General features: G+C 34.0%; 20 protein-coding genes. All 20 read right to left on the bottom strand.

Going from position 1 to position 22,044, the window contains the following annotated elements; all coding sequences use genetic code 11:
• Positions 1-256 precede the first annotated feature (256 nt).
• The 20 genes from KQI85_RS02910 to KQI85_RS02815 all read right to left on the bottom strand — a co-directional run bounded on the left by KQI85_RS02910 (position 257) and on the right by KQI85_RS02815 (position 21,989).
• A complete protein-coding gene (locus KQI85_RS02910) occupies positions 257-1,069 on the bottom strand; it encodes a flagellin (RefSeq protein WP_216574601.1) in 813 nt (270 codons plus the stop codon).
• Between the two features lie 137 nt (positions 1,070-1,206).
• Complete coding sequence (locus KQI85_RS02905; protein WP_216574600.1) at positions 1,207-2,019, bottom strand: flagellin; 813 nt, start codon at positions 2,017-2,019, stop codon at positions 1,207-1,209.
• Positions 2,020-2,289: 270 nt separating this feature from the next.
• Positions 2,290-2,775, bottom strand: coding sequence for a flagellar export chaperone FlgN (gene flgN, locus KQI85_RS02900; protein WP_216574599.1), 486 nt, complete (start codon positions 2,773-2,775; stop codon positions 2,290-2,292).
• A gap of 210 nt (positions 2,776-2,985) precedes the next feature.
• The gene (gene fliS, locus KQI85_RS02895) at positions 2,986-3,369 is read right to left on the bottom strand and encodes a flagellar export chaperone FliS (protein WP_216574598.1); all 384 of its coding nucleotides are present in this window, start codon (positions 3,367-3,369) and stop codon (positions 2,986-2,988) included.
• 143 nt (positions 3,370-3,512) lie between these two features.
• On the bottom strand, positions 3,513-5,033 hold the full coding sequence (gene fliD, locus KQI85_RS02890; protein WP_216574597.1) for a flagellar filament capping protein FliD: 1,521 nt from the start codon (positions 5,031-5,033) through the stop codon (positions 3,513-3,515).
• A gap of 11 nt (positions 5,034-5,044) precedes the next feature.
• Positions 5,045-5,434 (bottom strand): flagellar protein FlaG, encoded by a 390-nt coding sequence (locus KQI85_RS02885; protein ID WP_216574596.1) that lies wholly within the window; start codon positions 5,432-5,434, stop codon positions 5,045-5,047.
• Between the two features lie 89 nt (positions 5,435-5,523).
• Entirely contained in the window at positions 5,524-5,754 is a 231-nt protein-coding gene (gene csrA / locus KQI85_RS02880) for a carbon storage regulator CsrA (protein ID WP_216574595.1), read from the bottom strand.
• 2 nt (positions 5,755-5,756) lie between these two features.
• A complete protein-coding gene (gene fliW / locus KQI85_RS02875; protein WP_216574594.1) occupies positions 5,757-6,221 on the bottom strand; it encodes a flagellar assembly protein FliW in 465 nt (154 codons plus the stop codon).
• Positions 6,222-6,397: 176 nt separating this feature from the next.
• Positions 6,398-8,431: a sulfatase-like hydrolase/transferase gene (locus tag KQI85_RS02870; protein ID WP_216574593.1), complete on the bottom strand. Its 2,034-nt coding sequence runs from the start codon at positions 8,429-8,431 to the stop codon at positions 6,398-6,400.
• Positions 8,424-9,947 (bottom strand): BCCT family transporter, encoded by a 1,524-nt coding sequence (locus tag KQI85_RS02865; protein WP_216574592.1) that lies wholly within the window; start codon positions 9,945-9,947, stop codon positions 8,424-8,426. Before KQI85_RS02865 ends, KQI85_RS02870 begins: the two co-directional genes overlap by 8 nt.
• 1 nt (position 9,948) lies before the next feature.
• Positions 9,949-10,671 carry a phosphocholine cytidylyltransferase family protein gene (locus KQI85_RS02860; protein WP_216574591.1) on the bottom strand — a complete coding sequence of 241 codons (723 nt, stop codon included), beginning with the start codon at positions 10,669-10,671 and terminating at the stop codon, positions 9,949-9,951.
• Positions 10,601-12,442: an NTP transferase domain-containing protein gene (locus KQI85_RS02855; protein WP_216574590.1), complete on the bottom strand. Its 1,842-nt coding sequence runs from the start codon at positions 12,440-12,442 to the stop codon at positions 10,601-10,603. Before KQI85_RS02855 ends, KQI85_RS02860 begins: the two co-directional genes overlap by 71 nt.
• Before the next feature lie 186 nt (positions 12,443-12,628).
• Positions 12,629-14,098: a flagellar hook-associated protein FlgL gene (flgL, locus tag KQI85_RS02850; protein ID WP_216574589.1), complete on the bottom strand. Its 1,470-nt coding sequence runs from the start codon at positions 14,096-14,098 to the stop codon at positions 12,629-12,631.
• Between the two features lie 78 nt (positions 14,099-14,176).
• A complete protein-coding gene (flgK, locus tag KQI85_RS02845) occupies positions 14,177-15,760 on the bottom strand; it encodes a flagellar hook-associated protein FlgK (protein WP_216574588.1) in 1,584 nt (527 codons plus the stop codon).
• 15 nt (positions 15,761-15,775) lie between these two features.
• Entirely contained in the window at positions 15,776-17,572 is a 1,797-nt protein-coding gene (gene flgK / locus KQI85_RS02840; RefSeq protein ID WP_216574587.1) for a flagellar hook-associated protein FlgK, read from the bottom strand.
• Between the two features lie 17 nt (positions 17,573-17,589).
• Positions 17,590-18,105, bottom strand: coding sequence for a flagellar protein FlgN (locus KQI85_RS02835; protein WP_216574586.1), 516 nt, complete (start codon positions 18,103-18,105; stop codon positions 17,590-17,592).
• Positions 18,106-18,120: 15 nt separating this feature from the next.
• Positions 18,121-18,399: a flagellar biosynthesis anti-sigma factor FlgM gene (gene flgM, locus KQI85_RS02830; RefSeq protein WP_216574585.1), complete on the bottom strand. Its 279-nt coding sequence runs from the start codon at positions 18,397-18,399 to the stop codon at positions 18,121-18,123.
• 243 nt (positions 18,400-18,642) lie between these two features.
• The gene (locus KQI85_RS02825; protein WP_216574584.1) at positions 18,643-19,050 is read right to left on the bottom strand and encodes a flagellar protein; all 408 of its coding nucleotides are present in this window, start codon (positions 19,048-19,050) and stop codon (positions 18,643-18,645) included.
• A gap of 12 nt (positions 19,051-19,062) precedes the next feature.
• Positions 19,063-19,797 (bottom strand): ComF family protein, encoded by a 735-nt coding sequence (locus KQI85_RS02820; protein WP_216574583.1) that lies wholly within the window; start codon positions 19,795-19,797, stop codon positions 19,063-19,065.
• On the bottom strand, positions 19,770-21,989 hold the full coding sequence (locus tag KQI85_RS02815) for an ATP-dependent RecD-like DNA helicase (RefSeq protein WP_216574582.1): 2,220 nt from the start codon (positions 21,987-21,989) through the stop codon (positions 19,770-19,772). Before KQI85_RS02815 ends, KQI85_RS02820 begins: the two co-directional genes overlap by 28 nt.
• Between the last annotated feature and the right edge of the window lie 55 nt (positions 21,990-22,044).

Below are 22,044 nucleotides of genomic sequence, written 5' to 3'. Positions count from 1 at the left end.
GGGACCGGCCAATTATCATACCGCACCCGATATCAAGTGCTTATGAATATTATTAATTAAGACTGTAATAATGATAATACACTCTGACTTGACGGATATATCCTATGTTAACTTATCCGAATAATATATCGGTGAAGATTGTTTTTTCTTAATATTCCAAAATATACAAAACGAGGCCGCTACTTTACGATTTATTAATCGTTAAAGCAACAGCCCCAAAAAACTATTTATTTATAATTTTTAATTCTAATTATTACTACTGTAATAATGATAATACACCCTGGCTTGACTGGTTAGCCTGTGCAAGCATTGACTGACCTGCCTGTGCAAGAATATTATTCTTGCTGTAGTTAACCATCTCTGATGCCATATCTGTATCACGGATTGTTGATTCAGATGACTGTGCATTCTCTGCTGCTGTATCAAGGTTAGCAATTGTATGCTCTAATCTGTTCTGTAAAGCACCTAACTGTGAACGCTGATTTGATACTGATTTAATAGCATCTGCAAGTGTTGTTATCGCACCACTTGCACCTGCCTGTGATGATAATGAAAGTTTACTTATTCCTAATGCTTTTGCTGACATATCTGAGATACTAAACTGTATCTCCTGCTTTGCATTAGCACCAACCTGAAGTTTGAAGTCCTTAATACCACCACTTAAGAGTTTCATCTTGTTGAACTCTGTATCTGTTGATATTCTTGTTACTTCTGTTGTAAGAGCAGTAACTTCCTGCTGGATGTATGCTCTATCTTCTGTTGTATTAGTATCTGTTGATGATTTAACTGCTAACTCATTTAATCTCTGAAGGATTGAATGTGTCTCATTTAAAGCACCTTCAGCTGTCTGGATAAGTGAGATACCATCCTGGCAGTTATCTGATGCCTGGTTAAGACCTCTGATCTGGCTTCTTAATTTTTCAGATATTGCAAGACCTGCTGCATCATCTGCTGCTCTGTTGATCTTATATCCTGATGATAACTTCTCGCTTGACTTAGCCTGAGCTGAAGTTGTGATTCCTAACTGTCTGTTTGCGTTCATCGCTGTAAGGTTATGCTGTACTACCATAATTAATTTCCTCCTTGAATTCGAAGTAGCTTCCTTGCTACTTGTGATATTGTTATTATATTACATTGTTATTATTTGATTAAATTTAGTCTTTGTCTGAAGATTCAAACAAAATAACTTATCTATTACTATTATTACTACTGTAATAATGATAATACACCCTGGCTTGACTGGTTAGCCTGTGCAAGCATTGACTGACCTGCCTGTGCAAGAATATTATTCTTGCTGTAGTTAACCATCTCTGATGCCATATCTGTATCACGGATTGTTGATTCAGATGACTGTGCATTCTCTGCTGCTGTATCAAGGTTAGCAATTGTATGCTCTAATCTGTTCTGTAAAGCACCTAACTGTGAACGCTGATTTGATACGCTCTTAATTGCGCTTGCAAGTGTTGTAATAGCTGTACTTGCTTTAGCCTGTGTTGACATTGAAAGACCACTTACTTTTAATGCACCTGCTGACATATTTGAGATATCAAACTGTATCTCCTGTCCTGCATTAGCACCAACCTGAAGTTTGAAGTTCTTAATACCACCACTTAAGAGTTTCATCTTGTTGAACTCTGTATCTGTTGATATTCTTGTAATCTCTGTTGTAAGAGCAGTAACTTCCTGCTGAATGTATCCTCTATCTTCTGTTGTATTAGTATCTGTTGATGATTTAACTGCTAACTCATTTAATCTCTGAAGGATTGAATGTGTCTCATTTAAAGCACCTTCAGCTGTCTGAATAAGTGAGATACCATCCTGGCAGTTATCTGATGCCTGGTTAAGGCCTCTGATCTGGCTTCTTAATTTTTCAGATATTGCAAGACCTGCTGCATCATCTGCTGCTCTGTTAATCTTATATCCTGATGATAACTTCTCGCTTGACTTAGCCTGAGCTGAAGTTGTGATTCCTAACTGTCTGTTTGCGTTCATCGCTGTAAGGTTATGCTGTACTACCATAATTAATTTCCTCCTTGAATTCGAAGTAGCTTCCTTGCTACTTGTGACATTGTTATTATTTTTCTCTTAGTCTTCCGATATGTAATGAAGTCTACCGGGCCGTACGCTCCCAAACTCCATTATAAGTATGTAAGCATTCTGCTTACTTGTCTATTATATCGGCGATGACTTTTGTTACTTTAGTGACTTTTCTTTATTTAATTTTTTGTTTATATTATTTATGTTTTAGCTATTTTTGATACATTTTAATTATATTCTGTTCGGTTTCTTCTATTTTTTGGAGTCTAAGAACTGTGGTTCTACCGGTGCTTTCATTCCTGTCATTCCTTTGTAATAGTCTGATGCCATCCGGCTGCTCATTCTGGCTTTCTTAATTCCATCTCTTGTATTCTTAAACTGTTTTTCGAGTGCAACTTTATTACGCTGTTCTTCTACTTGTATATTCATGCTTTGTTCAGTTATCTTCTTGATACAGTTTTGCATTCTTATAATCTCTTCCTGATACTTGTCTTTATTAGTAGTAAGTTCATCTTTTACTCTGTCAAAGACTGACTGAAAACCATCATCTAACATGTTAAGACGGCTTATAAGTTCACTTTTGTCACGCATATTCTCATCAAGCTTATCCATATCGAGTTTTTCTTTGGTTATTATCTCTTTTTGCTGTTCATTAAGCTCTATTATCTCGCTTAGTATCTCCATCTTCTTCTGAAGGCTATCTACTAGTATATTTACATAATTATTATTATTGTCCATGTCTATTCCTCCCGAACATATTCGTATATTCTATGATTGATGATATTTCCACCTCTATTGATGATATTTCTATCTATAGAAGTGGGGGCTGCATATTATACTAAAAGTTCTAAAACCAGAGATAAAATAACCTAACAGTTTGACTGTATTACAATCAGACTGTTAGGCATATCTATTAAGAATTCTGTATTATATCAATACAGGGGGATGTTATGATACTGCACTTCTGCCTGTTTTCATAACTTCTTTCCAGGTATCTCTCATTGTTCTAAGATGTGTAAGTACTTCTTCAAGTATCTCTTTATCTTTTTTTATATTAGCTTCGATAAGTCTTTGCTCAACATATTTGTATACAGCTTCAAAGTCTTTGGCTACAGGATATTTATGATTAAGTGAACCTCTTAATTCTCTTACTATGTTCTCGACTTTCATTATGTTATTGTGTGCTGTAGTCGTATCTTTGTCATCGATTGCTTTTACCGCAATATTGCAGAATTTGATTGCACCTTCGTATAACATAAGTGTAAGTTCTGCCGGTGATGCTGTCATTACTTTGTTATTAGCGTATGTTGCATATGGGTTTCTATTTATCATACTGTCCTTAATTCCTCCTATTATGAACTTATGACTTAAATTAAATCTGTATTTTTATATTAATCTTTGATATAACTATATAATCGCATAGGCTCTTTCATCTCTTATACATATATCTATATTTCTTATGAATTCTCTATGCTTTATGCTGATGTTCCTGTTCCTAGTAATCCTACAAGTGATGATGACTGTGAATTGATCTTTGCAAGTGCTGTCTCCATTGCTGAGAACTGTTTGTAGTATTTATCTTCAAGATCTTTTAGTTTGTCTTCCCATGTGCTTATCTGATCTGCGTAGTCATCATACTGTCTTTGCATCTCTTTATCATTGTATACAGTATATGCACTTCTTACATTCTTAATGGCTTTCATCTTCTTGCCAAGGTCATCATATACGCTTTTTGCAAGTTTATTGAAGAAACTTATGAATGTATCTGAGTCTGATGCTATTGCAGCTTTTAGTTTGTCTGTTTCACCACTTGTTGATTCATCATCTTTGTCGCCATCTATATGATATACTCCCTTTTCATTGTCTGATGCTTCAAAATATCCAAGTGTATTAATTCCAAATGAACTTAAGTTATAATCTTTGCCTCCGATTGTAACTGACTGCATCATTGCTGTCTTTAGTGTAGTTGTTATGTCTGATAATGTGGTGTCTTTTCTTAAAAGTGCATCTTTTATCTTAGTCTCCCATTTCTCTACTTCATCATCTGAGAGTGCTTCTTTTTCTTCATCTGTAAGTGGCTCGTATCCTTTTGCTGAATCTGCATTGTAGAGTTTTTCCATCTCTTTTATAAGTGAATTGTATTCTTTGAAGAAATCTTTTACTTTATCGTAGATGGCGTCTACATCTGTATTAGTAGATACTGATACTGATGTTCCATTAGTCTCTTTAAGTGCTGTTATTGACATTCCATTTACTGAGAAGTTGTTAGTATCTGATGTGAATATCGCACCGTTTAACTTAATCTCTGCATCCTGACCTCTTATGAATGAAGCTCCTGTTGATGTTGTCGCATCATGTGATGTTGTAGTGCTATCTATTGTCTCAAGTCCTAATGCTGCAAGTGCTGTCGTATCTCCACTTATTGTAAAGTTACCTGATTCGCCATCTTTTTTCGCTGATACGAACATTCTTCCGTTATTAACATCAAGGCTTACATTAACTCCTGCTGATTTCATCTTAGTTGTAAGTGATGACAGAGTCATATCATCTGTAAGTTCTATGTCTTTGCCATTAATTGTTATTGTACTGCTGCCACCTGCATATCCTGTAAGTTCTGATAATTTAGTGGCGTCTGTAAGTGCAGCACCATCTGCTCTTGTCATCTTGCCACCTGTAAGATATGCATTCTGTGCAAGTTTATTAACTTCAAGTGACTGCGTTCCGTTAACTGAACCTCCTGATACTGTTGCTATCGATGTGTCTGATACAACATTTTTCTTAAGGTTGAATGTTGTTGAAAGCCACGCATTATTAAGTGTCTTACTATAGAATGAATATATCTTGGTATTAAGTGATTTCCATGCATCCTGTGTCCATGACAGTTTTGTCTGTTTCTTTTTCAGATTATCTACTTTGGTTCTCTGGGCAGATACGAGTGCTTCAACGATTGAATCTGTATCCATTCCAGAGTTAAGCCCTGTTACTCTTACTCCCATACTATTACCTCCTAAAGTTTCCTGTCGACATTAATGCCGGCAAGTTCCCACACTTTTGCGATTATATCAAGTGTCTCCTCCGGTGGGTATTCTCTGAGTATTTCCTTTGTTTTTTTATCTACTATTTTTATTGTTACACGATTTGTCTCATCATCAATACCATATTCGCATCTGGTGTCTTTCATATTCTCATTTATCTTCTCTACTGCTTCTTTTAATGCTTTATTGGTATTTTTAATTTTTAGTTCTGTCTGATTTCCGATTTCGTCGTCTTTTATTTTTGCTGTATCTGTTTGTATGTCAGCCTTTTGTGTGTTACTTATGGAAGCTGACTTTGAAGATGTGTATGTCATTAATTTACTGTTTCTTGACATACTGACTCCGGTTCCTTCCATTGCCATACCCTATCACCTCCATGTGACTAATACGAGTTTACACTCTTCCTCTTCATTTGTTACCTACCACTATATCGGAAATACAGACTTATAATTTATACATCTAATAGTTTTTTAAGAATTTCAACATTGTCCTGGGATGCTGATTTGGCTGCTTCTTTGTTGGATTCTTCCATTTGTACATATATCTCTTTTCTGTATACCGGTACAGATTTTGGTGCTTTTACACCGATTTTTACCTGATCACCTTTTACTTCTAGTATTGTTATCTCAATATTGTTGTTAATTATTATTGATTCGTCTTTCTTTCTTGATAACGCTAACATAGTTATTCACCCGCCTTCTCTTTTCTAGCTTTTATCAGGTTATATACAGATTGGCGGACGCTATATTCCTCGTTGTCTACTATAAGCTGTATTCCCTTCATTGTTGCTGTATTGATTATTACCGGTGCTTTAAGATTGACTGTCATCTTCTCTATGTCTTTTGGAACTGTGGCTACTGTTAATACATATAGATCTTCAAGTTCAAATTGTCCTATTACTTTTAACAGTTCGTCTTCTACTATCGGATTGTAGTTCTCGTTAACTTTTAACGGATCTATTACCGGGAATGCAAGTTCTCCGTCTTCTACTGATTGAAGCCACTTAATTAAGTGTTCTTTCTCACCGTCATCTCCATGCATCAACACGAAATGTCTACATTCTTCAAATCCTATGATTCCTTTTGGAAATTCGATTATCTTCTCGTCTCCAATGTCTATGTTACCGAATATTTTGGTTGCTATCTTCATTGTTGTCACCTCTTATTATAAGTTGTTATTTTTTCTATCCAATTATGCAAAAAAAGACTCCGAATCAGAGTATAGGTTCTCTATATCTTTTTCGGAATCTTGTTGTGTTTTATGAATGATTTTTAATTTATTAATTGCAAATCATCTATTTTCTTTAGCAAGCTGCCTTTTTCACATTAATCATAGATAATTTTTTCTGCTATTCTCTCTACAAATATTCTCTCATATTGTGCCAATAATTCTCTATCTTCTAGCTTGCTTCCATCTCTATAATAACCATATATCTTATAATCTTTTAGATGGAACCTTCCTTCGTCATCTGTCTTTTCTCCATTGTCAAAATATACTTCATATCCTTTTGTATTTGCTACAGCAGAATATATATCTCCCGGATGCAATGATTCTGTAATGGCATATTTTCTCTCTGTATCACCACCAAAAGCTACTGGAAGCATACCATCTATGTTTTCTTTTTTAAGTTCTATACCCAGTAACTTACACATAATTGGCAAATAATCTGCTGTTGACATTATCTCATCTGTAACCTTTGCTTCAACATCTGCTCCTCTATACATAAATGCTACTTTTGTTCTCTCTTTTGACAAAAAATGTCTTCCTTTTGGTACCATATATCCTTGTCCATGATCTGCGAACAGGCTTATCATGTATTCATCTTCTGCATAATGTGTTTCTATATAATTGTACAGTATGCCAAATAGTGTATCCATGTATTGTATTGTCTTTTTATAACATTCTATCTTCTGTATGCTATATGGCTGTTTTACAGAGGTCTCTCCTGATTCTACATGCTGTCTCTCTTCAAGCGTCAGATTACTCTGTACTGCCAATGACAGATCATATCTGTCGGCTATATCATGTAAGTCACCAACACACATCCACATGTATTGATCTGTATCTTTAAATGTTTCTATGTGTTCAATAGCATTAATTATCTCCTGTTCAGCTCTTGATCCCATTGGTTGTATCTGATATACATACTGATCTATTCCTCTGGTATATCCACACAGATATGAACTTCTCCAATCTCCATCCATCTTACATGTGTGATAACCCCTGCTCTTAATATACTCAAACAGCATAGTATTATTCTTAGGCAGTTCACTGTTTATGTTATTATGAAATAACATATGATTAAGTATCCCTAATCCACTCTGATATGATGCAAGACTTGGATATGTCCATTCAGCGCAACTATAAGTATTGGTACATATAGTTCCTTTCTTAAAGAACTTATATGTATTAGGCATTAATCGCTCAAATTCAGAACCTTTTATTATCTCCTGTGCAAGACCGTCTACAAAAAAACTAAGCACTAATTTTCTTCTGCTTTTACTATGCTTTAACGGAATTGGATTACTAAGATATATATTGTTTTTTGAGACAAACTCAATATCTCCGTTTAGTCTATAATAGTTAAAGTGTTTTGGCTCAATTTGTGGAACATAATATTCTTTTCCTTTTTCCTTAAAATAATACATATTACATTCTTCACTACTCGCAATTGGAAGTAAATATTCTTCTCCTCCATTCAGTGAGAATTCTTTTCCTTCATATATAATATTTAAGAATTCTCCTTGTGTCTGAATAAGATTATATACTTCTTCACCCACAATTCTGTGATTTAATAATCTATATGCACCTATGTATTTTATGTCATTTCCATATTTATTTTTTGTACCAATTACTATTCTTTTCCGATCTCGTATAGAATCATCTTCTTTTTCCCATATAGTTTTTTCACCATTTAAAAATAACATAATCTCATTCAGTTTCTCAACATTATTATCATCCACATATCTTTGTTGTATATCAGATAATTTTTGCTGTAATTCTCTAATCTGTACTATGATATCCTCATATATATCATTATTATCATATTTTAAAAACATATGTAAATACATAGCTGTCTCATAACATCTTAATGCTTCCATAACATTTCCCTCATGTTGATAGCTTGCACCCAGATAATAATATGCTTCATAACTTGTAGGAAAATGTTCAACACACATCTTAGCTATTTCTGCTGCTTCATCATATTGTCCCTGTATGAATAGTAGATTATACCTGTAAAACCACAGATCTCTATCCTTAGGATATCTTTCACCATATTCTGTAAGCATATTGTTAATTGTAACCACATCCATTCTAGCAAATGCACTATCTAGCTTATCTTTAAGTTCATTATTCATTCTTATTACCCCTCTCATATTCTCTGATATCTTTGAAAAAACTTATTATAATTAATATTATTACTATTCCTATTGGAAACGCTGCAATAATACTCACACTCTGTAAGTTACTCATTGAACTATCTGCAAATAATAATGCTATTGGTAAGAGTATCAATAATATACACCACATAAGCTCTATCTTTTTATCAGGTCTTTGGTCTTCACCAAGTTTTTTATAGCAGTAACGTGATGCAACCAATGCTATCGAATCAAATGACGTTGCATAAAAAGCAATCATTGTTATCAACACTACAATCATAACTACACTAGCACCCGGCATAGTATCTATTATATTAAAAATAACCTGATACAAATCTCCCGACTCGTTATATTGTGCTACAAAATCAAACACATTCTTAACATAAAGCCCCATTGAATAATTACCAAGTATAATAAAACTCATAATTGTTGATCCTACACCAAATATATATCCTCCAAGAATTGTCTGTCTTATAGTTCTTCCCCTTGATATTCTTCCTATAAAAAAAGGGGTTGCAACGCACCATACCATCCAATAAGCCCAATAGTATATCGTCCAATTCTGTGGAAAACCAGATGTTCTTAAAGGATCTGTATTAGTTGATAATACAATAAAGTTCTGCATCATTCTTCCTAAAGATTCAAAACCTGTTTCAATAATATATCGTGTCTGACCACCAAATATTAACACATACCCTAATAATCCGAAAAACAAATAGACACATATATCTGCTAATCTACCAATTCCTTTTATTCCATGCAATAACGAAATTGTATATATTATACATGTTATTACAAGAATTACTACAGTGATAATGTTTCTGTCGCATTGTATATGAAAAATCTTCTCTATAAGAATTGACATTAATGGAGTTGCCACGCTGAACGTAGTCGCTGTTCCTGCCAAAAGAGCAAATACAGCCAAAAGATCTATTATTCTGCCAATTATTCCGTCCGCATGTCTCCCAATTAGAAACCGACAGGCTTCCGAATATCTTTGTCTGTCTCTTTTTCTCACATGGATCATAAAACCAAATGCAACTGCAAGTACCAAATATAAGCTCCATGGTATGAAACTCCAATGAAACAATGTAAATACTCCTGCCCATTCCTGCACACTTCCAAGTTCTGATATATGTGGATCTGATGCGTATAAAATCCATTCTGAAAAAGAATAAAATAAAATATCTGCCGCCAATCCACAAGTAAACATCATTGCGCCCCATTTAAAAAATGTATATTTAGGTTTCTCACTTTTTCCACCAAGCACTATATTGCCATACTTAGACAATGCAAGATATAGTGATATTAAGAATACTCCAAGTCCTATAATTAAATAATATATTCCAAATGTATCACCAAATAACGTTCTTATTCTCTCTAATAAAATCTTTGACTGTTCAGGCATTATAAAAAACATAATACATAATGCAATAATTAAAATAAATGGTACTAATGTTATTACCCAATCTATATCTTTTCTATCTTTCCCCATATTAGCATCCTCCATTAATATATTTTTGGTAGGATGTATCCACATTCGATAATTCTATTACATTATCAATTTCTATCACATCGCTTTTATTCATTGGATATATCCCAAGCTGATATTCTTCTTTATGTTTAAATAATGCTATATCGTCCCAATATATATCATAATCTTTATTCTCTTCAAATTCCTGTTCAAGATGTTTTTTTAGTTTCTTACCATCTGACTTTGTCCATCTTGATATGCTATATAACTGCCATCCACGTCTTCCACCTGTTCTGCTACATTCAACAACAATGTCATCTTCTGTCTGTTGCAGCCACTCTGTTGTATTCTCATTAACCCATACGCTGTTATATCCTGAACGTTCAAAATATGGATTAAGTACCTTAGAATTATATATTATCTGATCTCCATCAAGAATTATTGCATCCTCAATATAATCTCTCGCTACATAAAGCGATGCAATATTATTACAAGTAGCATAATATGGATTGTTAATAAGATGGATATATGGATATTTTTCTTTCCACGCTTCAAATTTATCGCTCATATATCCAACGACAATATATATGTCCTTAATTCCATTCTCACTCAAGCCATCAACTATTGTGTCGATCATTCTCTTTCCATTAACTTCTATAAGTGGTTTTGGAATCTTATCTGTTAATGGTCTCATTCTCTTCCCCATACCTGCTGCTAATATAATCGCTCTTTGAACCTCTGACACTTTGATCACCTGCTTTCATCTTATTAATTTCACTTTTTGCGATACTATAATATTCTTTGGCATAACGATACTGCCTTATTGAATATTCTCCAAATTCAACTCCAAGTGTACTCTTGTATTCACACCAATTGCTCCATAGTAGTCCACATATAGCTACATAACAATATATTTTGATTCTTACCGCCCATTCACAATTATTGTTAAAATAGCAGTCTATTATATAGTCTATCTTCTCTCTGTCATAAAAAGCATATATAGCAAACATCGCAATATCAATATGTGGATCTTGCATCCCTGCATATTCCCAGTCAATAAGTCTTATATATTCTTTTTCTCCATCTCTTATGAACAAAAAATTGTCAAATACTGCATCAATATGTGTAAGCACCATCTCTTCTTTATTAGCTTCAATATATTCTTTTAATTCCCATATTTTATTTTTAGTATCATTATAATCTTTATAAAGTGATACTCTATCCCCTCTTAAATGTTCATAGAATTCAATTTGACCAAACAAGTCAAATGTATGTGGTACTTTTATTTTTCTCTCATGCAAGCTTCTAATCAGTTCTATACATTTTGCTACATCATTTTTATCATTAGGATTGCATGTTCTTGAGTCTTTAAAATATCTTGTAATCTTATATCCATTCTCCGGATTAAAATATTTTATATCATCACATATATTTTTATCCAATATTACAGAATATACCTCCGCTTCTTCACGCCTATTTATAAGCTTGTTCGTTCCTTCTCCAGGAATTCTCATAATATATTCTTCACCTTTACATTCAAATATAAAAGATCTGTTTGTCATTCCTTTTTTTAACAATCTTATATCTGTTATTTCGTTAAGAGTCACATTGAATTCTTTCATAATAGTCTTTATTGCATCTGTCATCAGTTGTTTTGATGAACTATCAAGTTTCCTTAGCTGCTCATACGAATTAATTTCTGCAACTTCTGCATTGTTTATAATTTTTGCATATATACTCGTCATTCCATTCTTATATAAAATTTCTTCCCAAAACAGATTATTATAAATACTATTATTACAATATTCTTCAAGCTTATCTTTTATTTTATCTGCGTCATCATAAGTAATATAACTAATTCCTATCATCATATTACCTAATGAATTACCTTTTTTTAAAATAAGCTGACTATTTTTATTAACTATTACATCGCTCTTGCTATCTTTAGCATCACTCACCATATACCATGAATATAGTTCACTTTTATTAAACAAATTATTTTTACACCACACATCACATGGCATAATATATGTATTACCAAGATATTGTCTTACTTTATTAAGTGAATGTATATTATTCTTGACTGCATACTCTGAATTAACAATTAATTTTACATTGTATTTATCAATAAGATATTCATATTTTTCTTTCATATATCCCACTACAACATATATATCATTTATCTCTACTTCATGAAGCTGTTTTATCATTCTCTCTATAAGTGGTTCTCCATCTATCTCTAAAAGCCCTTTTGGATATTCTAAGTTAATCGGAAATATTCTTATTCCATATCCTGCGGCTAATATGACTGCATTTCTTGGTTTTTTATCTTTGATTTCTTTCAATGCTTTAATTGTCAAATTAAATTTATCATCAAGATATCCTGTTTTTTGCAATTCATTCAATGACTTATTAACTGTGCCTAGCGAATATCCTGTAGCATCTCTAAGTACTCTTTGATTAATATAATTTTTGTCAAATAATATTCTTATGATGTCACCACATATTTTGTTCATCAAAAACACCTCCTATACGTTTGATGAACATATCGGCATTAATATTAGAGCCTTTTAGTAATCATAAAAATATAAAAGGATAGAATTTTCTAAGATAATTTTTCATCTTAGATTCTCTATCCTTTTATTTATATTTAATATTTTACTAATCAAGTATATTCTTATTACTTATTTTTATAATCCATCTTAAATAAAATCAACCAATGACTGCTGTACTATCTTTGATGCCGCATTAAGTGATGCGTTATATACCATCTGTGCCTGTGCAAGATTAATTACTGCTTCCTCTAATTCAACATCTTCATTCTTAGACTGGAGTTCCTTGATATTGTTCTGCTGCTCTTTAAGTCTTGCTTTAACAAGTGATAATCTACTATCTCTTGAACCTAGTTCTGACAGACCAAGTTCTACTGTCTTTTGGTAATTCTGCATCTTAGTATTGCTCTGTGAGAATACTGTCTGAACATTCTTCTTGGCATAATCTACTTCCATATTAGCTGCTTCTAACATTGAATTAAGATTATCAAGGTCATTACCTGTATAAGTGCCACTGTTTATCATGCTTTTTAACTTGCTAACTTTTTCTTCTGCAGTCTTTAATGTTGACAATGTATTCTGCATATCCTGAATTGTTCTTCCTATGTATATGTCAATTGATTCGTTAGCCTGTGTATTAACTTTAAGTGTCTGACCATAGTTAATATTATAATATATATCCTGGCTTACTGCATTGACATTATAATCTTTAGGATTCGCAGCATCTGTTATGTCTGAACATTTAAAATAATGTTCAGGACGAACTTCGCCTTTATTAAATCCTGTCTTCTCATAAGTTATTGTCATATTGTCCTGCTCAATATACTGTTTGTATGCTGCTTCATTCATAACAAGCTGTCCATTAACAGCATCGTAAGATACTTTTGCACCATTAGCATTAAGTACTGTCTCGTATGCGTTGTTTGCCTGTGTTGCTGCTGTTATATTAACAGTCTTCACAGCACCGTTGGCATCTGTATATGTAAATGTAGGTAATTTATCATCTGTATCATTATAAGCAAACTTAATAAGATATACATCTTTGCCGTCTGGTACAGAGCTTGTAAGGTCTGTTATGTTATTAACATCAACTTTGTTCGTTGTATATGTGAACTTCTCAATATCAGTTCCTTTAAAATTCTGTGTAATGCTATATTTTAGACTTGCATCGTCTGACTGGAATATAAGTGTCTTGTCTGTCTTATATCCTGTGAATACATATCTTCCTGCAAAGTCAACATTACCTTCTCCATATATACTGTCTTTTAACTTCTGAAGACTGTCAATAATTGATTCTCTGTTATCTGTCTTAAAAGAGTCTGTACTTCCCTGATTGCAGTACTGGAATATGTCTGTAAACATCTCACTTATATTATTAAGTGCGCCTTGTGTTGTTGATATCCATGATTCTGCATCCGGAATGTTCTTATCAACATACTGACTTATCTCATTTAATGAAGTTCTGTATTTTAAAGCTCTAATCGCAATAACAGGATCATCTGAAGGACGCATAATCTTCTTCTCTGTTGCCTGCTGATTCTCATAGATGCTCATAAGCTGCTTATTAGTATTGATATTATTCATAGAATTGCTAATCATCATTCCATTAGTAACTCGCATCTTAATCACTTCCTTCTTTTAGTTGTTATATCTTCTTTAACTATTAACTATTATGTAGCTTACGCAAGATTATCACTGCTATACGCCAGTCTCTAATATGAGTCTGTCATATATCTCTGTAAGGACCTGTATCATCTTAGATGATAATTCATACGCATTCTGATATTTTACAAGATTCATTGCTTCTTCATCTCTGTCTACTCCTGAGATTGACATTCTCTGCTTGTCTATTATAGTCTCAATGCTTGAGTAATTACTCTCGAATGTTCTTGCTATCTTAGTATCTGTTGCTATCTGTGCAACTATCGATTCAAGATATCCCGCTGGTGAATCACTGTTTAGGAAATCTGACTTCTTAATCTGAAGCATCTTATCTACTACATCTGTGTTCTCTTTACCATTAACCATCTTAGTTCCTGTTGGTAGGAGGCGAAGATTATTAAGGAATTCGTCATTAACTTTTATTCCTAGTGCAGTAATTGTATTAGCCTGATCATATTTGTTAATAAACAGATTCTTAGTTACTGCGTTACCGTCAAGGTCCTGACTTTCTCCATCTGTTACTATATCATTAAACATTTTTGCAAATTCTTCTGCAAATTGATTTAACTGATTTAGATAATATGGTATTCCTTTGTAAGTTGTGACTAACTTGCCTGTACCATAATCAATCTGTAATGTTTTTACAGGATTACCATTGGCATCTGTTACAACGTTGCCATTCCCATCTAATAGGTTTGTCTCTTTCTCAAAACCACCATTACAGCCATCTCTCATGTCTATAAGTGCTTTTAATGAGCCATTAACTGAAGAACTGTACATATTGAAGTCGTTACCATTCGCCCATTTTATCTCATATAGACCTTCTATATCACTTGCATTGGCTCTGTCAGCTCTTGGTTCTGTCTTTAATGAATAGTAACTATATGTATTAACAAGATCCTGATTACATATCTTAACATCATAAGTTGTTACACCATTGCCAAGACTCTTCTCTGTTACTTCAACAGGAACGATTGCGGATAACTGATCTATAAGAAGTGCTCTTTTATCTCTAAGATCGTTAGCTGAACTTCCATTCATCTCAACGGTGTTAATCTGCTTATTAATTGTTGCTATGCTCGCTGCTATGCTGTTAATCTCGTCAACAGTTACAGCTACCTGATGATTAAGGTCACTTTGTATGTTAGATACGTTGTTATATAATGTATTAAGATATTCTGTAAAGCTTACACATGACTGTAAAAATGCTGCTCTGTATGACGTTGATGAACTATTGTTCTTAAGGCTTTCAAGTGATGTGAATACGTTATCATATTCTTTTGTAAAGCCTTCAAGATTAGTCTCGTTAAAATAGTTCTCAAGCTGTTGCATATAACCACTTAGTGCTTCATATCTTCCATAGTTTGTCTCGTTACCCCAATATTTTCTATCATAATATAGTTCTCTTATCTGGCTTATTCCTGTTACATCTGTACCACTTCCCATCATACCACTGCTTGAGTATGATCTGATAGGTGTTGATGCCTGCATATCTGTAACCTGTCTTGAATATCCTTTTGTATTCTCATTAGATATATTGTGACCGGTTGTATTAATTCCAATCTGTGATGCATTAAGCCCACTCTGACCGATTGTCAGTCCAAAAAATGTTGATGGCATTGTCTATCACCTTCCTTATCTGCTGCCAAGCTGTGTTACGATGTGTTCTATCATCTCACTTACAACATTAATATATCTTGATGCCGCATTATAGGCGTTCTGGAATTTTATCATATTCGTAAGTTCATCATCTGAGTTAACGCCTGCAACTCCCTGACGTTTATCATCTATTGTTGATGATACACTTGACTGATTCTCTGCAACATTATTATAGGTACTTCCAAGATTACCAAGTCTGTTAACAAAACTCTGATAATAGTCTGTATATCTATATTCTGTTGTTGTCTCATTGCCGACTGTTGCGAATGCATCTTCCCATAGTTTGCATATTGCATCTATTTGCTCCTGATCATTATCACCATTAGCTTTTGTAAAAGGTAAAAGTGCTGTATTATCCTGAAGGCTTTCTCTTACTGTAAGATTAGCACTTGTATATAATCCGTTAAGATCATCCGGATTAGCACTTTTTGCCTGTCCCGGTGCATTATACAGATAATATGTATTACCATCACTACCTGTTATAACTGTATATCTCTCTGTATCAGCTCTTGCGAATAATTCTGTTCCCTGCACGCTTCCATCCTGACTGAATGACGCTTTGTCTGTATCAAGGAAGAGAACACCATCAACTTTTAATGTCTTACCTGTATTAGGATCTGTATATGTGATACTGCCGGTCTGTGTTGCCTGATCATACCTATATGTTCCGGTCTGTCCATTTTGTAATGTGAAGTTAAAGTTATTAGTCTGTGTTGTATTAGGACATAACATATCATTGATATGTGTTACAATACCATTAACAAGTCTGTCAAAGACTGCCATTGTTGCTGATATTGATGATGTGTTCATCTGTATTTTATTAGTTCCATTAGCCTGGTCTTCGTCTAAATCTTTGTAAGTTAAGGCGCCATCGCCTCTTGCGAGTAACATACTCTTTAATTTTCCACAATCAGATTCGTCTGAAGATTTTATATCTGCGTCAAGATTAAATACTTCCTTACCATCTAAAAAGTCCCATACCGGTTTTAACAGTGCTGTTCCTTCAATATATTCTGTTGACATACCGAGGCAAAAATCACTGTATACAAGTGGGACTCCTTCCGCAAAGACATTGACTACTCCATTAGTCGTCTCTTCATATTCAATTTTTATAAGTGTTGAAAGTTCATCAAGTGCAGAATCTCTTGTATCTCTGTAATCATTAGCATTCTCAACTCCTGTTGATTCTACCTGACTTATCTTCTTATTCATATCATATATTGTATTTGCAAGTGTATTGATTCTGTCTACTGTAGTCTGGATTTTAGTATTTAGATTTTCCTGATATGCTTTTAACTGGTCATATATTGCTTTGGATCTCTGTGTGAAATTAACGGCATTTTCTACAACTGAAGCTCTGTATACTGAATCATCCGGTGCTTTTTTTAATTCCTGAAGTGATGTCCATAATTCATTAAGAACATTACCATAATTCTCTCCAAATAGTTCGCCGAGATCATTTTGTATCTCATATATCGCTTCATACTGTGTCTCGTAAAATGCCTGTCTGCCTGTCTGTCTTCTGTATGTCTTATCGAGAAAATCGTCTCTTTCTCTTCGTATCTGTGTTATGTCTACACCAATACCTATCTGATTAGTTCCAACTGATGTCACATTAAGATTGTTATATGAGCTGTCTCCAAACAGTACCTGCTGTCTTGTATAACCGCTCGTATTAACATTTGAAAGATTATGGGCCGTTGTATTAAGTGCTGTCTGGCTTTTTTGCAATCCAGAGACACCTACTGACAGCCCGGACATTGTTCCTGCCATTTTTTCACCGCCTTTAATTACTGTTTAGTGTCAAAGTAGCCTCGTCCTAAGTTGCTTCCAATCTCGTTGTATGCACCTTTATTATAGTTAGCAGTTTCCGGAACGCTCCTGAAACCACGCATTATATTAAGATCAAACTCTACAAGCTCAAGAGATTGCTGCAGTAGAAGTTTGTTATTTTCGTTAACTGTTACCATCTGGTCAAGAGTATATTTCAATGCATCGTGGATATCAGTAAGCTGTTTTTGAAACTTTGGCTGCTTCTCCATTAGTTTTATCAAATTACCAACACTTAATTTATCGGGGTCTTTGTTTAAAACATTACCAATTCCATTTAAAACATTTATTCTTTTTTTCTCTAAAGGCCCGATTACGTCAACTACTTCCTGCTCCCTTGCAACAATCTCCTGAAGTTTTGTAATATTGCCCTCTACTATAACCGGTGTCTTCTCCATCGATATAGCGAGTAATTTTTGGTATTCTTCATTCTCTTTTTGTAATACATCTATTAATTCTTCTATCAAACTAGCCAAATATTATCCCCTCACTTAGAAATCTAATTTTCTAAAACTTTCTAACAATTTGTTCGCAAAATCATCAGCTGATACATCATAATTGCCTGAATCAATTCTGGCTTTTACTGCATCTATTTTATCCTGTCTTACATCGGGAACTGTTTCTAATGCTTTTTTCGCAATCTGGTAATCTCTTCCAGTCTGTGATATCTCCAATTTGTCTGTCGCAGATGCTTTAGAAACATTTCTTACCTGTGTTGTCTCTGTTGCCTTATATATCTGATTAATCTGATTAAAAGCATCTATTCGCATATTATACACCTCTCTTTTTACTAATTTTTTCTACATAAAATATCGGTCCTAAAAATTATTATATTATACTATTCCCACCGTTTTTTTATAGTAAAAAAGGACTAGAAACCCTGTATTTTCTAGGTCTTCAGTCCTGTTTTCACACAATTTTCACACATTTTTCATTTCTTGCTCACTATATTTTTCTATATCCCGTTATTAATTCGTGATATAAACCATAGGCTTGCCTGTTGGAATAGTCAGTTACTGATCAAGAAATCTCATCTTCGCTCTGTCTTTTACTTCTTTTTTTGGTGGTTCAATCTTCTTAGGTTTTTCTATTGCTGCACTAAGATTATGTGCCATACTGTCTTTACAGTTCTTACAGAATCTTCCTGTCTTAATAAGTGCTCCACAATTCTCACATTCTATTCCAAGTGGCGAATCTGCTGCAAATACAAGTCTTTCTTCTCTTATCCATTTTTCAATTTGCGATATCTTTACATCATTAGCTTTAGCTACTTCTGATATTGAAGCATTTTTATTTTCTCTGATATAATCTTTTACCTGGAGAAATTTTTCTTCAAGTTTTTCACGACATATCGGACATATCTGCATACCTTCCATGTAGTTAAATAATCTTCCGCAGCTTCTACAGTTTCTTACATCCATGATACTTCCTCCTTAATATCCTTTTCCCGTACATACACATATATAATATATTTCTTCAAAGCCACTTTCCCTTAACAGCTTTGCACATATATCCATCGTGGCTCCTGTAGTATATATATCGTCTATAAGAATTGCTTTCTTTATGTTATGCGATGTATGTGATTTTTTGAAAGTATCTGTAAGTGCAAATGCTCCTGCAAGATTTTTAATTCTTTCTTTATCATTTAATTCTTTTTGGGGACGTGTATTAATAGTTCTTATTAGAATATTATTATTAACCGGAATCTCTAACTGTCTTGATATTCCATCTGCTATGAGCCTTGCCTGGTTATATCCACGTCTTCTCTCTCTTATTCTATGCAGCGGAATTGGAATTATGACATCTGCTTTCCATTGTCTTATCTGTTTTTCATATATTCTTAATATCTCATTTATATAGAATTTGGAATTTTCACGTTTATTATTATATTTGAAATTGTAGATGGACTGTTTTATGCAGTCCTGATATGACCATACTGCGATTCCTTTTGTATAATAATGTTTTGTTTTAAGGCAGTCATAACAGTATTCTGTATATTCATCTTCTATCTGTTTGCCACACTTCATACATCTTGGCGATGTGATATATCTTATATGATGTCTGCATCTTAGACATGGAATATTCTTCCCCTCCTCTAAGATGTCATCACATATAGGACATCTTGGAGGGTATATATAATCTATGATAGTTCTTTTATTCTTGCCCATAAGCTTGAATACCTCTTTTGTTCACTTTCATTAGATGCCATATCATAGAATGTCTGTGGCATTCCGACTATTGTAACGCAGGTCTTTGCTCTTGTTACTGCTGTATATAATAGATTCTTATTCATAAGCATTCTTGGTCCTGTAAGAAGTGGTATTATAACTGCCGGATATTCGCTTCCCTGTGATTTGTGAATTGTCACTGCATACGCAAGTTCTATCTCATCTAGCTGTTTGAAACTGTATGTTGCAAAACGGTTTTCATCATATTCTATCTCTATCTCTTCTGAAAAAGTATTGATATTCCTTATTATTCCACAGTCTCCATTGAATACTCCAAGCCCTTTTTCGGTTGAAAAGGTACTGTTGCCTATACGCCATTCTAACTGATAATTATTCTTAATCTGCATTACTTTGTCACCTACTCTGAATAATCCATTTGCCGTTTCTTTTTCTATCTTATCCGGTGATTTTGGATTGAGATATTCCTGAAGTATTGTATTAAGTCTTTCTACTCCAAGTGCACCTTTTCTCATTGGTGTAAGTACCTGAATATCTAATGGTTTGGCATGTACATAGTTTGGAAGTTTTTCTTTTATCAGTGTTATCATCGCACTTATTACTGCATTGGCATCATTTCTTTTTAAAAAAAGGAAGTCGAGACTCTTAGCTGTTAGGTCTACTTTTTCTCCCTTATTAATCTTGTGTGCATTGACTATTATGTCGCTGGTCGTTGCCTGTCGGAATATCTTAGTAAGTTTTACTGTGCTATATGCTTCCGAGTCGATTATGTCTTTTAGGACATTACCCGGTCCTACTGATGGAAGCTGGTTGACATCTCCTACAAGTATAAGTCTTGTTCCATGTGCTATCGCTTTTAAAAGACTGTTCATAAGTCCTATATCTACCATAGACATCTCATCTATTATTACAACGTCTGTCTCTAATGGATTCTGCTCATTACGTTCAAAGTGTGCATTGGCATTAGACATTGTATCGTCTGCACCTCCACCATTAATCTCTAACATTCTGTGGATTGTCTGTGCTTCATATCCGGTTGCTTCTTTCATTCGCTTTGCTGCTCTTCCCGTTGGTGCTGCAAGCATTATCTCAAGACCTTCTAGTTCAAAATATTTGATTATTGTATTAATTGTAGTTGTCTTACCTGTTCCCGGTCCTCCTGTTATTACGAGTATGCCATTCTCCATCGCTTCTTTTACTGATCTGCGTTGCATATCATCTAGTGATATATTCTCATTTTTCTCTATCATCGCCATATTCTTTGTGAATTCCGACTCATCTATTGTATATTTGCCATCAAGTTCTCTAAGTCTGCCTGCAACGTTAAGTTCTAGATGGTATAGTTGTGATGTATAGACTATTTTTATTCCTTCAAGTTCCTTTACTACTATTTTTTTCTCTATCTGAAGATCCATAAGATATCTGTCTATATCTTCGATGTCAAGACATAATAGTTCTCTTGCATGATTGAGAAGTGATTCTACCGGAAGATATGTATGCCCATTGGCACTTCCCTGCATAAGTGTATAGAGTATTCCACTTTTTATTCTAAAATCAGAGTCGCTTCTTATTCCTGCTTTTACAGCAATATCGTCTGCTATCTTAAAGCCGACTCCTGGTATATCATCTGCCATCTTGTATGGATTCTCTTTAACTATTGTATACATATTCGGACCGTATGTATTGTATATCTTGGCTGAGAGATTCATTGATATTCCATATTCCTGCAAGAATATCATAGCCTTTCGCATATCTCTCTTGCTCTCTATCTGTTCTGATATCTCTATCGCTTTTCTATCGCTTATTCCTTTGACTTCTGCAAGTCTCTCCGGTTCTTCTTCTATTATTTTAAATGTATCAAGCCCGAATCTTCTTACTATTCTTGCTGCAAGTGATGCTCCAAGCCCTTTTATTGCTCCTGATCCTAAGTATCTCTCGATTGCAACTGTGTCTTTTGGTGCTTTTATCTCATATTCGCTTACTACAAGCTGTTCACCATACATCGGATGTGTTGTATACTCTCCGCTTGCATACAATAATTCGCCTTCTCCGATGTAGTTAAATGAACCTACAACTGTAACTTCATCTCCTTTGTCTGTTACAGTTAGTACTGTATAACCATTGTCTTCATTTCTATATACAATTTTTTCAACATATCCTTCTATGGCTGACATTATCTCACTTCTTTCCTGAGTTTGTGGTTGTCTCTGACTTTATTTATGTAATCCT

The sequence above is a fragment of the Falcatimonas sp. MSJ-15 genome (assembly GCF_018918265.1).
GTDB lineage: Bacteria > Bacillota > Clostridia > Lachnospirales > Lachnospiraceae > Falcatimonas.
This window is presented reverse-complemented; position numbering and strand designations above follow the sequence as displayed.